Source organism: Sulfitobacter sp. 1A10359 (assembly GCF_043558145.1).
Taxonomy (GTDB): Bacteria; Pseudomonadota; Alphaproteobacteria; order Rhodobacterales; family Rhodobacteraceae; genus Sulfitobacter; species Sulfitobacter faviae.
Genome location: NZ_JBIFGB010000001.1, coordinates 86,532 through 101,331, shown reverse-complemented (window position 1 = coordinate 101,331; position 14,800 = coordinate 86,532). Strand labels below are relative to the sequence as shown.

17 protein-coding genes are annotated in these 14,800 nt (G+C 62.9%); 10 read left to right on the top strand and 7 right to left on the bottom strand.

The window, feature by feature from the left end; genetic code table 11:
* Position 1: 1 nt before the first annotated feature.
* Together ACGYK2_RS00530 and dusB are read right to left on the bottom strand one after the other, a co-directional pair.
* Positions 2 to 1,087: a nitrogen regulation protein NR(II) gene (locus ACGYK2_RS00530; protein WP_271687400.1), complete on the bottom strand. Its 1,086-nt coding sequence runs from the start codon at positions 1,085 to 1,087 to the stop codon at positions 2 to 4.
* The gene (dusB, locus tag ACGYK2_RS00525; protein ID WP_276154320.1) at positions 1,084 to 2,076 is read right to left on the bottom strand and encodes a tRNA dihydrouridine synthase DusB; all 993 of its coding nucleotides are present in this window, start codon (positions 2,074 to 2,076) and stop codon (positions 1,084 to 1,086) included. The genes ACGYK2_RS00530 and dusB overlap by 4 nt, the downstream gene beginning before the upstream one ends.
* A gap of 184 nt (positions 2,077 to 2,260) precedes the next feature.
* On the opposite strand from dusB, the gene ACGYK2_RS00520 reads away from it, so the two are divergent.
* From ACGYK2_RS00520 to ACGYK2_RS00510, 3 genes are read left to right on the top strand one after another with little or no spacing between them, the layout of a single operon-like run.
* Positions 2,261 to 3,391 carry a bifunctional 2-C-methyl-D-erythritol 4-phosphate cytidylyltransferase/2-C-methyl-D-erythritol 2,4-cyclodiphosphate synthase gene (locus ACGYK2_RS00520; protein ID WP_271687401.1) on the top strand — a complete coding sequence of 377 codons (1,131 nt, stop codon included), beginning with the start codon at positions 2,261 to 2,263 and terminating at the stop codon, positions 3,389 to 3,391.
* Positions 3,388 to 3,879, top strand: coding sequence for a phosphatidylglycerophosphatase A (locus tag ACGYK2_RS00515; protein WP_067264054.1), 492 nt, complete (start codon positions 3,388 to 3,390; stop codon positions 3,877 to 3,879). Before ACGYK2_RS00520 ends, ACGYK2_RS00515 begins: the two co-directional genes overlap by 4 nt.
* Positions 3,880 to 4,353 (top strand): CinA family protein, encoded by a 474-nt coding sequence (locus ACGYK2_RS00510; RefSeq protein ID WP_271687403.1) that lies wholly within the window; start codon positions 3,880 to 3,882, stop codon positions 4,351 to 4,353.
* Here the strand turns inward: ACGYK2_RS00510 and ACGYK2_RS00505 are convergent.
* Positions 4,350 to 4,802, bottom strand: coding sequence for a type II toxin-antitoxin system RatA family toxin (locus ACGYK2_RS00505; RefSeq protein WP_168613460.1), 453 nt, complete (start codon positions 4,800 to 4,802; stop codon positions 4,350 to 4,352). The genes ACGYK2_RS00510 and ACGYK2_RS00505 overlap by 4 nt on opposite strands.
* A gap of 69 nt (positions 4,803 to 4,871) precedes the next feature.
* Here ACGYK2_RS00505 and hpt point away from each other — a divergent pair, with 69 nt between their 5' ends.
* From hpt to ACGYK2_RS00485, 4 genes are all read left to right on the top strand, one after another.
* On the top strand, positions 4,872 to 5,408 hold the full coding sequence (gene hpt / locus ACGYK2_RS00500) for a hypoxanthine phosphoribosyltransferase (protein WP_067264049.1): 537 nt from the start codon (positions 4,872 to 4,874) through the stop codon (positions 5,406 to 5,408).
* On the top strand, positions 5,405 to 5,581 hold the full coding sequence (locus ACGYK2_RS00495) for a hypothetical protein (RefSeq protein WP_271687404.1): 177 nt from the start codon (positions 5,405 to 5,407) through the stop codon (positions 5,579 to 5,581). The genes hpt and ACGYK2_RS00495 overlap by 4 nt, the downstream gene beginning before the upstream one ends.
* A 92-nt stretch (positions 5,582 to 5,673) precedes the next feature.
* Entirely contained in the window at positions 5,674 to 6,153 is a 480-nt protein-coding gene (locus ACGYK2_RS00490; protein ID WP_394374177.1) for a c-type cytochrome, read from the top strand.
* Between the two features lie 3 nt (positions 6,154 to 6,156).
* Entirely contained in the window at positions 6,157 to 7,044 is an 888-nt protein-coding gene (locus tag ACGYK2_RS00485; RefSeq protein WP_271687407.1) for a cytochrome c, read from the top strand.
* Positions 7,045 to 7,064: 20 nt separating this feature from the next.
* On the opposite strand, the gene lipA is transcribed toward ACGYK2_RS00485, so the two are convergent.
* Positions 7,065 to 8,018, bottom strand: a complete 954-nt coding sequence (gene lipA, locus ACGYK2_RS00480) for a lipoyl synthase (RefSeq protein WP_271687409.1) — start codon at positions 8,016 to 8,018, stop codon at positions 7,065 to 7,067.
* 242 nt (positions 8,019 to 8,260) lie between these two features.
* On the opposite strand from lipA, the gene ACGYK2_RS00475 reads away from it, so the two are divergent.
* Positions 8,261 to 8,809 carry a peroxiredoxin gene (locus ACGYK2_RS00475; RefSeq protein WP_168612956.1) on the top strand — a complete coding sequence of 183 codons (549 nt, stop codon included), beginning with the start codon at positions 8,261 to 8,263 and terminating at the stop codon, positions 8,807 to 8,809.
* Between the two features lie 67 nt (positions 8,810 to 8,876).
* Here ACGYK2_RS00475 and ACGYK2_RS00470 read toward each other — a convergent pair whose 3' ends face one another.
* Positions 8,877 to 9,794, bottom strand: a complete 918-nt coding sequence (locus ACGYK2_RS00470; RefSeq protein ID WP_168612957.1) for a hydrogen peroxide-inducible genes activator — start codon at positions 9,792 to 9,794, stop codon at positions 8,877 to 8,879.
* 95 nt (positions 9,795 to 9,889) lie between these two features.
* Between ACGYK2_RS00470 and ACGYK2_RS00465 the strand changes: the two genes are divergently transcribed.
* The gene (locus ACGYK2_RS00465; RefSeq protein WP_168612958.1) at positions 9,890 to 11,386 is read left to right on the top strand and encodes a catalase; all 1,497 of its coding nucleotides are present in this window, start codon (positions 9,890 to 9,892) and stop codon (positions 11,384 to 11,386) included.
* Between the two features lie 56 nt (positions 11,387 to 11,442).
* Here the strand turns inward: ACGYK2_RS00465 and ACGYK2_RS00460 are convergent, their stop codons facing one another.
* Positions 11,443 to 12,531 carry a DUF6456 domain-containing protein gene (locus ACGYK2_RS00460; RefSeq protein ID WP_271689978.1) on the bottom strand — a complete coding sequence of 363 codons (1,089 nt, stop codon included), beginning with the start codon at positions 12,529 to 12,531 and terminating at the stop codon, positions 11,443 to 11,445.
* A gap of 279 nt (positions 12,532 to 12,810) precedes the next feature.
* Between ACGYK2_RS00460 and ACGYK2_RS00455 the strand changes: the two genes are divergently transcribed.
* Entirely contained in the window at positions 12,811 to 13,107 is a 297-nt protein-coding gene (locus ACGYK2_RS00455; protein WP_271687411.1) for a DUF6477 family protein, read from the top strand.
* A gap of 35 nt (positions 13,108 to 13,142) precedes the next feature.
* On the opposite strand, the gene ACGYK2_RS00450 is transcribed toward ACGYK2_RS00455, so the two are convergent.
* Positions 13,143 to 14,681 carry a trimethylamine methyltransferase family protein gene (locus tag ACGYK2_RS00450; protein WP_271687412.1) on the bottom strand — a complete coding sequence of 513 codons (1,539 nt, stop codon included), beginning with the start codon at positions 14,679 to 14,681 and terminating at the stop codon, positions 13,143 to 13,145.
* Between the last annotated feature and the right edge of the window lie 119 nt (positions 14,682 to 14,800).

Sequence of the window (14,800 nt, the reverse complement as noted above, 5' to 3'; positions counted from 1 at the left end):
GTCAATTCTCCTTAAGGGCAGCGGCGCCTGCGCGCGGCAGCGAAATGCGGAATGCGGTTCGACCCGGGGCGGAACTGACAGAAATCCAGCCTCCGTGGTCTGAAATGATTTTGCTCACCAAGGCGAGGCCCAGCCCAGTGCCATTCTCCCGGCCCGAGACGAAGGGATCGAAAACATCGGCGCGGATATGATCCGGCAGGCCGGGGCCATCGTCGATCACTTCGATCTGGAGGGGCAGCGGCTGGCCATCCCCATCGGCGCGGCGCAGTTGGAAGCCATGCTCATAGAAACTGCGCAGCCGGATGGTTCCCCCCGCCTCGCCCGCCGCCTCAGCCGCGTTGCGAATAAGGTTGAGCAAGACCTGCAAAAGCTGGTCCTTGTCGCCAAGCGCGGGCGGCAGCGAGGGGTCATAATCCTCGGTGATTTTCATGTGCGAGCCGAAGCCGAGCAGAGCCGACCGGCGCGCGCGGTCCAACACGTCATGCAGATTCACGGGCTTGCGCTCAGGCGCCGTCAAATTTCCGAATTGCTCGACCTGCTCCAGCAGTTTCACGATACGGCGGCTTTCGGCGACGATCAGATCGGTCAGTTCCAGATCATTCTTGGACAGGTTCATCGACAAAAGCTGCGCCGCGCCGGTGATCCCGGCCAGCGGGTTCTTGATCTCATGGGCCAGCATCTCGGCCATGCCGATGGCGGATTTGGCGGCGGATTTCACGCTGTGATCTTGGGTGATGCGCCCGGCCAATTCGCGCGGCGTGATCATCAAGACCATCTCACCTGCGCCGCCCACCAGCGGGGCGATCTGCAAGCCGCACTGCAAGGGCGCGCGCTGCATCGCGCCCACATCCACGTCATTGACGAAAAGCGGCGTGCCTTGCAGCCGCGCACGGGCGAATGCGGCCTCAAGCGGGTGATCCACTGCGATCAACTGCCAGATCGACTGCCCGATCGTGGCCCGGGCGGAGGCATTAAGGAAGCCTTCGGCTGAGGGGTTCAGATCGACGACCTGGTCATCGGCACCGACGATGAAAGCAGGCACCGGCAGAGAGGTCCAAACCTGCCGCTCCGGGGTCTCGCTTCTCATGCTGCGGCCCGGGGTTGGGCGGTGGCGGCGTCATATTGCATGGCCTCCGCGATGAGATCGAAAGTGGTTTTCACCTCGCGCGCCGTGAGCAGCGCGCGGCGCAGATCGGCAGGGGTGGCGCAGTGATCCATATACCAGCCCAGATGTTTGCGCGCGACCTTGGCACCCAGTTCGGCCCCGTAGAAACGCAGCATCTCGTCGTAATGTTCGGCCACCATCTCGGCCATCGCCTGCCCTTGCGGGATCATCGGCTTGGGCCGTCCGTGCAGATCATGGGCGATCTGCGCCAGCAGCCACGGCCGACCTTGCGCACCGCGGCCCACCATCACACCGTCCGCCCCCGACAGCCGCAGCGCCGTGCGCGCCGTGTCACTGTCGATGATGTCGCCATTGGCGATGACGGGAACATTCACGGCCTCTTTCACCGCCCGGATCGCGGCCCAATCGGCGCGGCCCTTGTAGAACTGACAGCGCGTGCGCCCGTGAATTGTGATCATCTGCACGCCCACCTCTTCGGCCCGTTTGGCGATCGGGGCGGCGTTGAGCATGTTGTCGTCCCAGCCCAGCCGGGTTTTCAGCGTCACCGGCACCTTGACCGCGCCGACCACCGCCTCGATCAGCCGCAGCGCGTGATCGGGGGTCTTCATCAGTGCCGAGCCGGAGGCGCCCTGCGTCACCTTCTTGGCCGGGCAGCCCATGTTAATGTCGATGATCCGCGCGCCCATCGCCTCAACCATGCGGGCGGCTTCGGCCATCGGTTCGGCCTCGCGCCCGGCAAGCTGAACGGAGGTGCCGACAACATCCAGCCCCAGCTCCGCTTTCTCACGCGTGCCGGGGCGGCGGCTGAGCAACTCTTGGCTGGCGACCATCTCGGACACGACCAATCCGGCCCCGAATCGTGCGACAAGGCTGCGATAGGGCAGATCGGTGATCCCGGCCATCGGGGCGAGGAATACCGGCGGGTCGAATGTCAGGGGGTCGGCGGTCACGTGCTTAATCCTTGTGCGGTCCCTTGCTGTGTAGCTCTGCCACGGGGTGACCTCAATAAAACTACCCTGAAAAGCAGCTATGCGCCAAGGCACTGCCCATTTTTTAGGCAGTCACCCCAGATTGCACCCCGCCGCCGCATTGCCTAGACAGGGCCATGTTCGCCAGCTTTTCCGGATTGCCCAAATGAGTATCGCAGCTCTGATCGTTGCCGCAGGTCGCGGCAGTCGCGCCGGCGGTCCGCAGCCGAAGCAATGGCAGGCGCTGGCGGGGGCGCGGGTGATCGACCACACGATCGCCGCCTTTCGCGCCCTGCCCCAGATCACTGAAATCGTGCTGGTGCTGAACGCGGACGACATGGATCAGGCGGCGGCATTTACGGCGGATGGCATCACCGTCACCACCGGCGGGGCGGACCGCGCGGCCTCGGTCCAACGCGGGCTTGCGGCGATCCAGCAGGCGACGAAGGTGCTGATCCATGACGCCGCGCGGCCCTGTGTTTCGGCTCAGATCATCTTAGGTGTGATCGACGCGCTTAACCAACATCAAGCCGCCGCGCCGGGGCTGCCCGTGAGTGACGCGCTTTGGCAGGGGCACGAAGGCCGCGTCACCGGCACCCAAGACCGAAGCGCCCTTTTCGCCGCGCAAACACCGCAGGGCTTTGACCTCGCCGCGATCCGTGCGGCGCATACTGCTTATAATGGCCAAGCGGCGGATGACGTTGAGGTCGCCCGCGCTGCTGGCCTGACCGTTGCCATCACCCAAGGCAGCGCTGATAACCTGAAAATCACCCGGCCCGAGGATTTCGCCCGCGCCGCCCGCATATTGGAGACCCGCATGGACATTCGCACCGGCAACGGATTTGACGTGCACGCTTTCGGCCCCGGAGATCACGTGACCCTCTGCGGCATCGACATCCCACATACCAACGGGCTGGTCGGCCATTCCGACGCCGATGTGGCGCTGCACACGGTAACCGACGCCATTTACGGCGCGCTTGCACGCGGCGACATCGGCCAGCATTTCCCGCCGAGTGATCCGCAGTGGAAAGGCGCGCGCAGCGATATCTTCCTGCGTCACGCCGCAGAACTGGCGCGCGACATGGGCTTCACCCTAACCCACGTCGATTGCACGCTCATTTGCGAGACGCCCAAGATCGGCCCGCATGTGCAGCCGATGCGCGCCGCGATGGCCGAGATGCTGGGGATTGAGATCGACCGCGTTTCGGTCAAAGCCACCACGAGCGAGCGCCTCGGCTTTACCGGGCGGGGCGAAGGCATCGCCTGTATGGCAACGGCAACATTGGTGAAATCATGACCGCAGCACATCTGATCGCGACGCTTCTGGGCGTTGGCCACATCCGCCCCGCGCCGGGCACTTGGGGGTCGCTCATCGCCCTGCCCTATGCTTGGCTTTTGCATGTGTTGGGGGGCTTTCCGCTGCTGGTGATCGGGCTTCTGGTGGCCATTCCCTTGGGCTGGTGGGCCACCGGGCGCTACACCGCGGGCGGGCCGGATCATGACCCCGGAGAGGTGGTGGTCGATGAATTGGTTGGCCAGTGGATCGCGCTTTTGCCGCTCTCCTATGCCGCATGGTCAATGCAAATCCCGATCCTTGCCATGTGGCCCGGTTGGATCGCCGCCTTCGCGCTGTTCCGGCTGTTCGACATCACCAAACCGCTGATCATCGGCTGGGCCGACCGTCTGGGCGGGCCTTGGGGCGTGATGCTGGACGATATTTTTGCCGGGGTTTTCGCGGCGCTCGGCGTCATGGCGCTGGCCGCGCTTTATCACGGGGTGCTGTAAATGAGCCTTGCCACGCAACTGTTGGAAAAGGCCCGCGAAACCGGTGCGATGGTCGCCTGTGCGGAAAGCTGCACCGGCGGCATGCTCGCCGCCGCGCTGACCGATCTGCCGGGCTCCTCAGCGCTGCTGGACCGGGGTTTCGTCACCTACACCAATGCGGCGAAGATGGCGATGCTGGGCGTGTCGGAGGAGACGCTGGCGGATTGGGGTGCGGTGTCGGAACAGGTCGCCGCAGAAATGGCAGCAGGCGCACTGGCGCGGTCCGAAGCGCGGATCGCCGTCTCCGTCACCGGCATCGCAGGCCCGGGCGGATCAGAGCACAAGCCCGAGGGCCGCGTCTGTTTCGGCCTTGCCACGGCAGCCGGGGTTCAGACAGAAACGGTGGAATTCGGCGCGCAGGGCCGTGATGCCGTGCGCTTGGCCGCCCGCGACCATGCGCTCGGCCTTTTGCTGCGAGGCTTCGCGGCGCTTTAACCCTTGGGGCCGTAAAGCTCTTTCGCGCGGTTCTCAAAGGCGCGCACGATGCGTTGCATCGCCTCGTTGAAAACCACCCCGATCACCTTTTGCAGGATCGCGTTGCGAAATTCGAAATCGACAAAAAAATGCACCTGACAGCCTTCGAGATTATCCTCGAAATGCCAGTTTGACTTCATATACTTGAAGGGTCCGTCGAGGTATTCCGTATCGATCTTCTTGGCCTCGGGCCACAGCACGACGCGGCTTGTAAACCGCTCCCGAAAGACCTTGAACGAGATCACCAGATCGGCGTCCATCACCCGATGATCGCCGCGGTCCTCGTCGCTGCGGATGCGCGCGGCGGCGGTCCAAGGCAGGAATTCAGGGTAGCGGCCCACATCGGCGACAAGATCATACATCTGTTGCGCGCTATAGGGCAGTTGGCGGGTCTCTGAGTGCGTAGGCATTGCGTTCCGTAGCGTTGCGGGTTAACCCCCTATTTCACGTCTCAACCCCGCAGATTCAAGGGCAAAACCATGGCACACGGGCCTTATGTCATCGACGAAATGATTTCGGCCAAGGCCATCGCGGCGCGGATCGAAGATCTTTGCCGTGAGATTCACGGTGAATTCAACGGCACCGATAAATTGGTCGTGGTCGGCCTGCTGCGCGGCTCTTTCGTCTTCATTGCCGATCTGGTGCGCGAGTTGGACCTGCCGATCGAAGTCGATTTCCTCGAAGCCTCCAGCTATGGCGACGGCATGGAGAGCAGCCGAGAGGTGCGCATTCTTAAAGACTTGCGCGGTGCCATCGAAGGGCGCGACGTGTTGGTTGTCGAAGATATCGTCGACACTGGCCACACGCTGCATCATGTCACCAACCTGCTGCGCTCGCGTGAGCCTGCGCGGTTGAAATCCATCGCCCTGCTCGACAAACCCACCCGGCGTGAGGTCGACCTCAAGGCGGATTGGACCGGCTTTGAAATCCCCGATGAATTCGTTGTGGGCTATGGCATCGACTTTGCCCAACGCGACCGCAACCTCCCCTTCATCGGGAAAGTCCGCTTTACGTGATGGACCCGCGGTGGCTGCTGCGCATGTCCCAATGGGCGCGCAATCCACCTTCGGGCAAACGCGTGATCTTGGTCCTTGCGATCATCGCCGCCGCCCTTGCCGTGGGGCTTGTCGAATGGCTGGGCTATTGGCCTGACTGGGCCGCAGCAGAGCGTATCCCCCGCCGGTTCTGACCCCGCCCGCAGTCTTATCCCGCTGATCACATTTTTGTTTTTTGCGACCTGCCCTTGCCATGTTACGCTGCGGCAAGAAAAGGGAGATGACCATGCATTTGACCAAAAGCATTACCGCCATTGGTATCAGCGCCGCCTTGATTGCCACCGCAGGCTTCGCCGCCAGCCATAGTGAGAAAGCCGCCAGTGCGGCGGTGAACGCGCGCCATGCGCAGATGCAACTGATTGCCTATCATACCGGCATTCTGGGCGGCATGGCCAAGGGCGAGACGGAGTATAACGCCGAGATGGCCACCGCTGCCGCGACCAATCTGAACGCCGCCGCCGGTTTCGCGCCGGGCACCCTCTGGTTCAAAGGGACCGAGCAAGGCGCTGTCGAAGGTTCCCGCGCCAAGGCCGAAATCTGGAGCGATCCCGAAGGGTTCAACGAAGCGCTGATGGCGCTGGAAACCGCCAGCGCGGATATGATCGAGGCCGCGGGCACCGATCTGGATGCGCTGAGGGCGGGCATGGGCGCAATCGGCAAGGCTTGCGGCGCTTGCCATGACGATTACCGCGGCCCCAAGAACTGATCCTTGCGACGGGTCATTCCTATACTGCTGGGCTGTGCCGCTCTCGGCGCGGCCCTTGGCTGGGCGCTCACCCGGCCCGATCCGCTTGAGCCTTCCTATGGTGCCGGGCTGACACCGGACCCGGAGGCGGGTGCGCTGGTCTTTGCCGCCGGCGGCTGCGTTTCCTGCCACGCCGCACCCGAAAGTGAAGAGGATGAGAGGCTGGTGCTGGCCGGGGGGCTGCCCTTCGCCAGTGATTTCGGCACCTTCCACGCGCCCAATATCTCCCCCGACCCGGATCATGGCATCGGCGACTGGACCCTGCCAGAATTCGCCCGTGCCGTGACGCGGGGCGTCTCGCCCGAGGGGCAGCATTATTACCCTGCCTTTCCATACACGGCCTACCAACACCTCGCCCCGCAGGATGTGGTGGACCTCTTCGCCTATATGCAGACCCTGCCCGCCTCGGATACGCCGAGCCTGCCGCATGAGGTGGGATTCCCCTTCAATATCCGCCGCGGGCTTGGCGCATGGAAGGCGCTGTTTTCACATGATGATTTCGTGATGGCCGACGCGCCCGATGCTGAGGTCGAACGCGGGCGCTATCTGGTCGAAGGGCTTGCCCATTGCGGCGAATGCCACACCCCGCGCAATGCCTTGGGCGCGCTTGACCGGGGCGCTTGGCTGACCGGCGCGCCGAACCCTTCGGGCAAGGGGCGTATTCCCGGCATCACACCGGATCAGCTTGATTGGTCAAAGGCCGATCTCGTGGCCTATTTCACCTCCGGCTTCACACCGGAATATGACAGCGCGGGCGGTGAGATGGCCGAAGTGGTCAGCAACCTCGCGCAGCTCCCCGAAAGCGACCGCGAAGCGATTGCGGCCTACCTCAAAGCCCTGCCCGGCGGTTAACGCCGGGCGCGTCTTTTCGATCAGGCGATACCGAGTTTGCGGTTCCGCGCCTCGCGCAGACGCGCGAAATCGTCGCCCGCGTGATAGCTCGACCGGGTCAGCGGCGTGGCCGAGACCATGAGAAAGCCCTTACCGTACGCCGCCTTTTCGTAAGAGGTGAACTCTTCCGGGGTGACGAACCGGTCCAGCGCATGGTGCTTGGGTGTCGGCTGTAGATATTGACCGATGGTGAGGAAATCGATGTCGGCAGCGCGCATGTCTTCCATGACCTGAATGACCGCTTGGCGGTCTTCGCCCAAGCCCACCATGATGCCCGATTTGGTAAACATCGAGGGGTCCAACTCCTTGACCCGCTGAAGCAGGCGGAGGGAGTGGAAGTAACGCGCGCCGGGGCGTACCTCGGGGTAAAGGCCCGGCACGGTTTCAAGGTTGTGGTTGAACACATCCGGGCGCGCTTCGACAACCTTTTCAAGGGCTTCGGGCCCGCAGCGGATGAAATCCGGTGTCAGGATTTCGATTGTCGTGTCGGGGCTGCGGTGGCGCACGGCGCGGATCGTCTGGGCGAAATGCTCTGCCCCGCCGTCTTCGATATCGTCGCGGTCAACGCTCGTGATGACCACATGGTTCAGCCCCAGTTTGGCGACCGCATCGGCCACGCGGCCCGGCTCGAACACATCCAGCGCCTCGGGCGGCTTGCCGGTGGCGATGTTGCAGAAAGTACAGGCGCGGGTACAGACCTCGCCCATGATCATCATCGTGGCGTGGCCCTGAGACCAGCATTCACCGACATTGGGGCAGCCCGCCTCTTCGCAGACCGTGGTCAGCTTGTTGTCGCGCATGATCCGCGCGGTTTCGGCATAGCCTTTGCCGCCGGGCGCTTTGACCCTGATCCAACTCGGTTTTTTCGGCTGGGCGTTGTCGGGCTTGCGCGCCTTTTCGGGGTGGCGCTGTTCGGGTATCTTCAGATCGCGCATCGGGGGCCTCTGATCATTGTGTCGCGCCCTGTTTATCACAGTCCTTAACCCGATGGCCACCTACTGCATACGCCCCCGCGACAAGGCTGCCATGCACAGGCGGCATCGCCCTAGATCGTTGATTTAGAACGTTGAAATGTAAACGTAAAATTACAATGCAGTTGCAGCATTGCGAGAGTTGCTCAGGCTTCCTATATGAGCTACCAAGCCACAAAGATTCCAATCCGAGAAAGAGAGACGCGATGAAACCCGGTATCAATGTCCCCAACGTCACCTTCAAAACGCGCGTGCGCGACGATAGCATCGAAGGGTCCAACCCCTTCCGCTGGGAAGACAAAACCAGCGATGATTTCTTCAAAGGCAAGCGCGTTGTGCTCTTCTCCCTCCCCGGTGCCTTCACCCCGACCTGCAGCACCTACCAGCTGCCCGGGTTCGAAAACAATTTCACCGCTTTCCAAGAACATGGCATCGACGCGATCTATTGCCTGTCGGTCAACGACAGCTTTGTCATGAACAAGTGGAAAGAGATGCAGGGCGTCCAGAACATCGACGTGATCCCTGACGGTTCGGGCGAATTCACCCGCCGCATGGGCATGTTGGTCGCCAAAGACAACCTTGGCTTCGGCCCGCGCAGCTGGCGCTATGCGGCCATCATCAACGATGGTCAGATCGAAGCATGGTTCGAAGAGCCCGGCATCCGTGACAACCACGACGAAGACCCCTACGGCGTTTCCAGCCCCGAGACCCTGCTGGAATACCTCGAAAACCAAAAGCAAACCGAAGCGGCCTAAGCGCCCTTTGCATGACCGGATCGGGCTATCTGGCCCGGTCCTTTTGACCCGACAGGCCTCACCGCACCTAGTATCTCGCGCGCAATTCTCCGGTCAGCCCCTCCCCCACTTCCTTCAGCGTCTCGGCCAGTTGCGCCGCCCAACCGCTGCCCGGCGTGCCAGCCCGGCGGACCAGCCCGATTTGCCGCGCAGGTTCCGGCGCGCCGAAACGGTGCAGGCGCAGCCCCGGTGCGGCATCAAGCTCGGTCTTGGCGGCGATTTCGGGCATCAGGGTCATGCCAAACCCCGCCTCCACCAGCCGCGACAGCGTGGCGAGGGAGGACGCCCCGGTGTGAATGCCCGCCTGCGTGCGGTCGCGCTGGCAAACCTCCAGCGCCTGATCGGTGAGGCAGTGGCCGTCCTCCAGCAACATCAGCGGTGTGCGGGCCAGATCGGTCGGGCGGGCGACATCCGCCCCCGCCATCCGGTCGGCGGATCCCGCCAGCAGAAAGCGATCCTCGAAAAGCGGCACCTCGGCGAGACCCGTTTCGCCCGAGGGCACCGCCATCACCGCCGCATCCAGCGCCCCGGCGCGCAGATCGGCCAGCAATTGATCCGTCTGCGCCTCGCGCACCTCCACGCGAAGCGAGATATCCTGCGCCCGCAACGCGGCCAACACGCCGGGCAAAAGATAGGGCGCTACGGTCGGGATTAGTCCGAGATTCAACGTGCCCGCCAGCCCCACCTGCTCCCGCGCCGTGGCCTCCAACAGCTTGGCGCGGCGCAGGATATCCTCGGCACGGGTCAGCACCTCGCGGCCCAAGGGCGTCAGCACCGAAGCGCGGCTCTGCCGCTCGATCAGCCGCCCGCCAAGCGTTTCCTCCAAAGTCCGAATCTGCACCGACAGCGCAGGCTGGGAGATATTGCTCGCCTCCGCCGCCCGTCCGAAGTTGCCCAAGGTCGCCAGCGCCCGAAAGTATTCGAGTTGTTTCAGGGTAAAGTTCATAACTTTTAACTATCGAAATTTTATAAAACTGCAATTGGAAATTATGGGCAGAATGGATCATGTTCCTGTCAGACACCAACCGAGGGGAACCCAAGATGAGCAAGCGTCTCACCACCACCGCCGGCGCACCGATGCCGACAAACGACACCAGCAAGACCGCGGGCGCCCGTGGCCCGGTGCTGCTGGACGACTACCAACTGATCGAGAAGCTCGCCCATCAGAACCGCGAGCGTATCCCCGAGCGTGCCGTTCACGCCAAGGGCTGGGGCGCCGAGGGCACCTTCACCGTGACCCATGACATCAGCCAATATAGCTGTGCGGCGATCTTCTCCGAAGTGGGCAAGACCTGCGAAATCATCTCGCGCTGGTCCACCGTGGCGGGCGAGCTTGGCGCCGCCGACAGTGAGCGTGATGTGCGCGGCTTCTCGGTAAAATTCTACACCGAAGAGGGCAACTGGGACGTTGTGGGCAACAACACCCCGATCTTCTTTGTCCGCGATGCCTATAAATTCCCGGACTTCATCCGCACCCAGAAACGCCACCCGCGCACCAACCTGCGCTCGCCCGAGGCGATGTTCGACTTCTGGGCGGCGCAGCCCGAATGTGTGCACCAGGTCACCATCCTGATGTCCGACCGCGGCATCCCGGTGAACCCGATGCATATGCACGGCTACGGCAGCCACACCTATTCGATGTGGAACGCCAAGGGCGAGCGTCACTGGGTGAAGTTCCACTTCCGCTGCCAGCAGGAAATCCGCAACCGCACCAATGAGGATGCGGAAAAGCTGATCGGGTCCACCCGTGAGAACTTCCAAGAGGATCTCTTTAACGCGATCGAAGGCGGCGACTACCCGAAATGGGAGCTGAACATCCAAGTCATGCCCGAGGAAGAGGCCGAGACCTGCGGCTTCAACCCCTTTGACCTGACCAAGGTTTGGCCGCATGCGGATTACCCGCTGATCCCCGTCGGCATGTTGGAGTTCAACCGCAACCCTGACAACTACTTCCAGAGCATCGAGAACGCCGCCTATTCGCCGTCGAACAAAATCCCCGGCATCGGCTTCTCGCCCGATAAGATGTTGCAGGCGCGGGTGTTCTCCTATGCGGATGCGCACCGCTACCGTCTTGGCACGCATTACGAGGCCCTGCCCGTGAACGCGCCCAAGGCCGCGCCGATGCATCACTACCACAAGGACGGCGCGATGCGGTTCTTCCCGCAGCAGACCGGCCACCCGGACGCCTATTACGAGCCGAACCAATACGAAGGCTCGGCCCGTCCCGATCCATCGGTGCAAGAACCACCGCTGCGCATCTCGGGCGATGCGGACCGCTATGTGCAGGAAGAGGCGGATGCCGATTACGTCCAGCCGCGCAAGCTCTATACCGAAGTGTTCGATCAGGCGCAGCGTGACCGTCTGCACGAGAACATGGCCGGTGCCATGGCGCCCTGTTCGCAATCGGTGAAAGAACGCTGGTATGCGGTGCTCGAGAAAGTGCACCCCGACTATGCCGCCGGTGTGCGTGCCGCTTGCGAGAAAGACGAAGTCGCGATCTCGGTCACAGATGAGACGCCGACAAAGGTCGCAGACTAAAACAACGGGGGCGGCAGGGTTATCATCCTGCCGCCCCTTCTTTACCCGACCCGCATTTACCCGATCATCGGGCCACCCGGCCCCACGGTTTCATCGTAATGCCGTTTCAGCCGCATGAGTGCGATCCGAAGCACGATCTTGCCCGAACGCGCGGACCAGCCGAGCCGCTTCTCGGTGGTCTCCAACCCCTCCAGATAGCAGCAACAGCGCAGCACCACGTCCGACAGGCCGGGGCCGAGGTCGGCCATGGCATCGGCCACCCTCTTGCGCGCCTCCGCCGCGGCCATGGCGCCTGCCCCATCTCGCCCGCCGCTGGGTTTGGCGCCGAGGGTCAGGAAATGGTCCCAGTTCTGCGTAATCTCACCGCCCATCTGCGCCAGTTCGAAATCTTCGCGCAGCCTTTCGCCCGCATGGACCAGCCCCTCGTTCAAGAAGGGCGCGCCGGATTTGTCGCGCCGCCGGGCGAGGGTCGAAAGCGGGCTTTCGGACAGGCAATAGCGGCCACGGCGCGGGGCCGTATCCGCATCTGCGCCCAAGTCTGCGGCGGGCGCGTCGGGCCCGCCCAGAAACGCGGTCTGATCTTCGGCAAAGCCGTCTGCGGCTGCACCCTGCTCTTCAAGCATGCGCCGCAGCGCCGCGCGCCCCGCGCTGGTGATATGATAGCGTGTCACCCGGCCTGTGCTGCCCGGCGCGATCCAATCTTTCAGCGCCATCGCCTGCGCCACGGCGCTGTCGACCACGGCGGTGCGTGCGCCCGGGCCGGTGTCCGTCTCGCGCAGGACGACGGCCTTTTCCATCCCTTCGGCCACGGCAAGGATCGCGCCTGCCTCATGCAGGCGCCGCAGGACGCGCAGCGCCTCGGCGGCGAAAGTGTCTTCGTCAAGAAGGGGGGCGGCGGGTTTCATCATTGTCGCTGTCTTTCCTGCTGGGGGGCCAGCAGTACAATCCAAGGCGCGCCGCACCGCCCCGAGCCTGCGCAGGGCGGCATCCACCAGCGGATCGTCGCGCCGTGTCTCGATACGGCGGATTTGGCGCATGATGGTCGAGGCATGACAGCCAGCTTGGCGTGCCAAGGCCCGGATCGGGGCGCCGGTCTCCGTATGTGCGAGGTAATGCAGGGCTCCGTGCGGCACCCATCCCGGCAGGACGGACTGTTGAATTTGGTGATGCGCCTTCAATTGACTGCCACTTCCATTTTGGCGGGTCCCCAAGCTGGGTGAGTTATCCCCAGAGTTATTCACAACCTATGGATGTTTTGGTTACCCGTTCGTTAAAATTGTCGCATTTGGCAATGATTGTTTCCAAAAGGTAAACGCCATCGAAAGGCGCCGTTCGCCGGGAACCCGCAACACGCAACACCCGGAAAGGTTGTGCAACACTTCACCGATCCGGGGTGATTCACCCCTCAGAAATCGGAGAGTGTGATGCAAGATCTACTGACCATGTTGCAAAAACTTCACCGCCCGCGGCTCTTGATGCGGGCCGCCCGCATCGGGGCCGAGGACTACCGCCGCGGCACCCATTTGCCACGGATACTGGGCTTTGGCATATTGCCACGCCACGGCACCGCGCTGATCAAACTGATCGAGATCGAGGCCGCGTTGGACACCCAGCGCAAGACGGCGGATGCAAGCTATAGTCTGATCCGCCATGTAGATGTTCTTATTGCCATGGTTGGCGAGGCACGGTTCCTGAAGGCCGCGATGATGCCCAGCGCCTGAATTGCGATGCGGGGGATCGCCCCCGCCGCAAAGCCTTAGCTAAAACTATCGGGTTCCGCCGCCTTACGGGTCGCGACAAAGGCATCGAGCGCTTCGCGAATGGCTGGATCCAGCGCGGGCTGCTGATAGTCGGCCAGCATCTTTTCGACCCGCGCGGTGGCAAGGCTCTGCGTGTCGCGCGCGCCCTCGTCCGACCAAGTCTCGAAGGGTTTGTAGTCCAACAGATCCGACTTCCAAAAGGCATCTCGGAAATTGCTCTGCGTATGGGCGCAGCCGAGGTAATGCCCCCCCGGCCCCACTTCGCGGATCGCGTCCATGGCCTGTGCGTTTGCGTCGATCTCCACCCCACGGGCAAGGTGATGCAACGTGCCCAGTTGATCCGCATCCATGACGAACTTCTCGAAAGAGGAAACAAGGCCCCCTTCCAGCCAGCCACAGGCGTGCAGCATGAAGTTCACCCCTGAGAGCAATCCCATGTTCAAGCTGTTCGATGTCTCATAGGCCGCCTGCGCATCGGGCAGTTTCGAGCCGGTGAAAGACCCGGCGCTGCGGTACGGAAGGTTGAGCCTGCGGGCCAGTTGCCCAGCGCCATAGGTGATATGCGCAGCCTCGGGCGTGCCGAACGTGGGCGCGCCGCTGTTCATGTCGATGGAGGTGACGAAAGCCCCCATGATCACCGGCGCCCCGGGGCGGACCAGTTGGCTATAGGCGATGCCCGCCAGCGTCTCGGCCAAGACCTGTGTCAGCGTGCCTGCTACACTCACCGGCGCCATGGCCCCCCCGACGATAAAGGGCGAAATGATACAGGCCTGATTGTTCTCGGCATAGACCTTGAGCGCGCCCATCATCACATCGTCGAACGTCATCGGCGAGTTGATGTTGATGAGCGAGGTCATCACCGTGTTTTCCTGCACGAAGTCCTTACCGAACAGGATACCGCACATGTCGACGGAATCCTGCGCCCGGCTGGGTTCGGTCACCGATCCCATGAAGGGTTTGTCGCTCAGCGTCATATGGGCATGCAGCATATCAAGGTGACGTTTGTTCACCGGGATATCTGTCGGCTCGCATACCGTCCCCCCCGAGTGGTGCAGCCATTTGGACATATAGCCCAGCTTCACGAACTTCTCGAAATCCGCCATCGTGGCATAGCGCCGCCCCCCTGCGGCATCGCGCACAAAGGGCGGGCCATAGACGGGGGCGAGCACAAGGTTCCTCCCCCCGATCACCACATCCCGATCTCGGTTGCGGGCCACTTGGGTGATCGTCGAAGGCGCGGTGGAACAGAGCTTGCGTGCCAGCCCCCGTGGGATACGCACCCGCTCCCCCTGAACATCGGCCCCGGCCTCACGCCAGAGCGCCAATGCCTCGGGGTTGTCGGGAAAGTTCACGCCGATCTCTTCCAGCACCGCATCGGCGTTCTGCTCGATGATCTCCAGCGCCTCTTCAGTCAGCACTTCGAAGTTCGGGATATTCCGTTCGATATAGCGCGCTGTCTCGAAAGAGACGGCTGTGCGTGACGCGCGTCTTGCTGCACCACCACCGCCGCGTACCCGTCGTGCTGATTCCGCCATTGCTCTATCCTTCCCGCAAGTCTTGGCCCGTCACTACCCCATTCCCGGCAGGCGCTTCGCGCGGATAACGCCCCCTAGCGGCAAAAAGCGACATCGCGTGCCGTCCCCGCGCCACTTGC

Bases quoted from the DNA above. Each gene is read 5' to 3' on its own strand.
- ACGYK2_RS00465 (WP_168612958.1), top strand. From the start codon at position 9,890: ATGAGCAAGCGTCTCACCACCACCGCCGGCGCACCGATGCCGACAAAC.
- ACGYK2_RS00530 (WP_271687400.1), bottom strand. From the start codon at position 1,087: ATGAGAAGCGAGACCCCGGAGCGGCAGGTTTGGACCTCTCTGCCGGTG.
- ACGYK2_RS00475 (WP_168612956.1), top strand. From the start codon at position 8,261: ATGAAACCCGGTATCAATGTCCCCAACGTCACCTTCAAAACGCGCGTG.
- hpt (WP_067264049.1), top strand. From the start codon at position 4,872: ATGGCACACGGGCCTTATGTCATCGACGAAATGATTTCGGCCAAGGCC.
- ACGYK2_RS00455 (WP_271687411.1), top strand. From the start codon at position 12,811: ATGCAAGATCTACTGACCATGTTGCAAAAACTTCACCGCCCGCGGCTC.
- ACGYK2_RS00490 (WP_394374177.1), top strand. From the start codon at position 5,674: ATGCATTTGACCAAAAGCATTACCGCCATTGGTATCAGCGCCGCCTTG.
- ACGYK2_RS00505 (WP_168613460.1), bottom strand. From the start codon at position 4,802: ATGCCTACGCACTCAGAGACCCGCCAACTGCCCTATAGCGCGCAACAG.
- ACGYK2_RS00510 (WP_271687403.1), top strand. From the start codon at position 3,880: ATGAGCCTTGCCACGCAACTGTTGGAAAAGGCCCGCGAAACCGGTGCG.
- ACGYK2_RS00470 (WP_168612957.1), bottom strand. From the start codon at position 9,794: ATGAACTTTACCCTGAAACAACTCGAATACTTTCGGGCGCTGGCGACC.
- ACGYK2_RS00515 (WP_067264054.1), top strand. From the start codon at position 3,388: ATGACCGCAGCACATCTGATCGCGACGCTTCTGGGCGTTGGCCACATC.
- lipA (WP_271687409.1), bottom strand. From the start codon at position 8,018: ATGCGCGATCTGAAGATACCCGAACAGCGCCACCCCGAAAAGGCGCGC.
- ACGYK2_RS00450 (WP_271687412.1), bottom strand. From the start codon at position 14,681: ATGGCGGAATCAGCACGACGGGTACGCGGCGGTGGTGGTGCAGCAAGA.
- ACGYK2_RS00520 (WP_271687401.1), top strand. From the start codon at position 2,261: ATGAGTATCGCAGCTCTGATCGTTGCCGCAGGTCGCGGCAGTCGCGCC.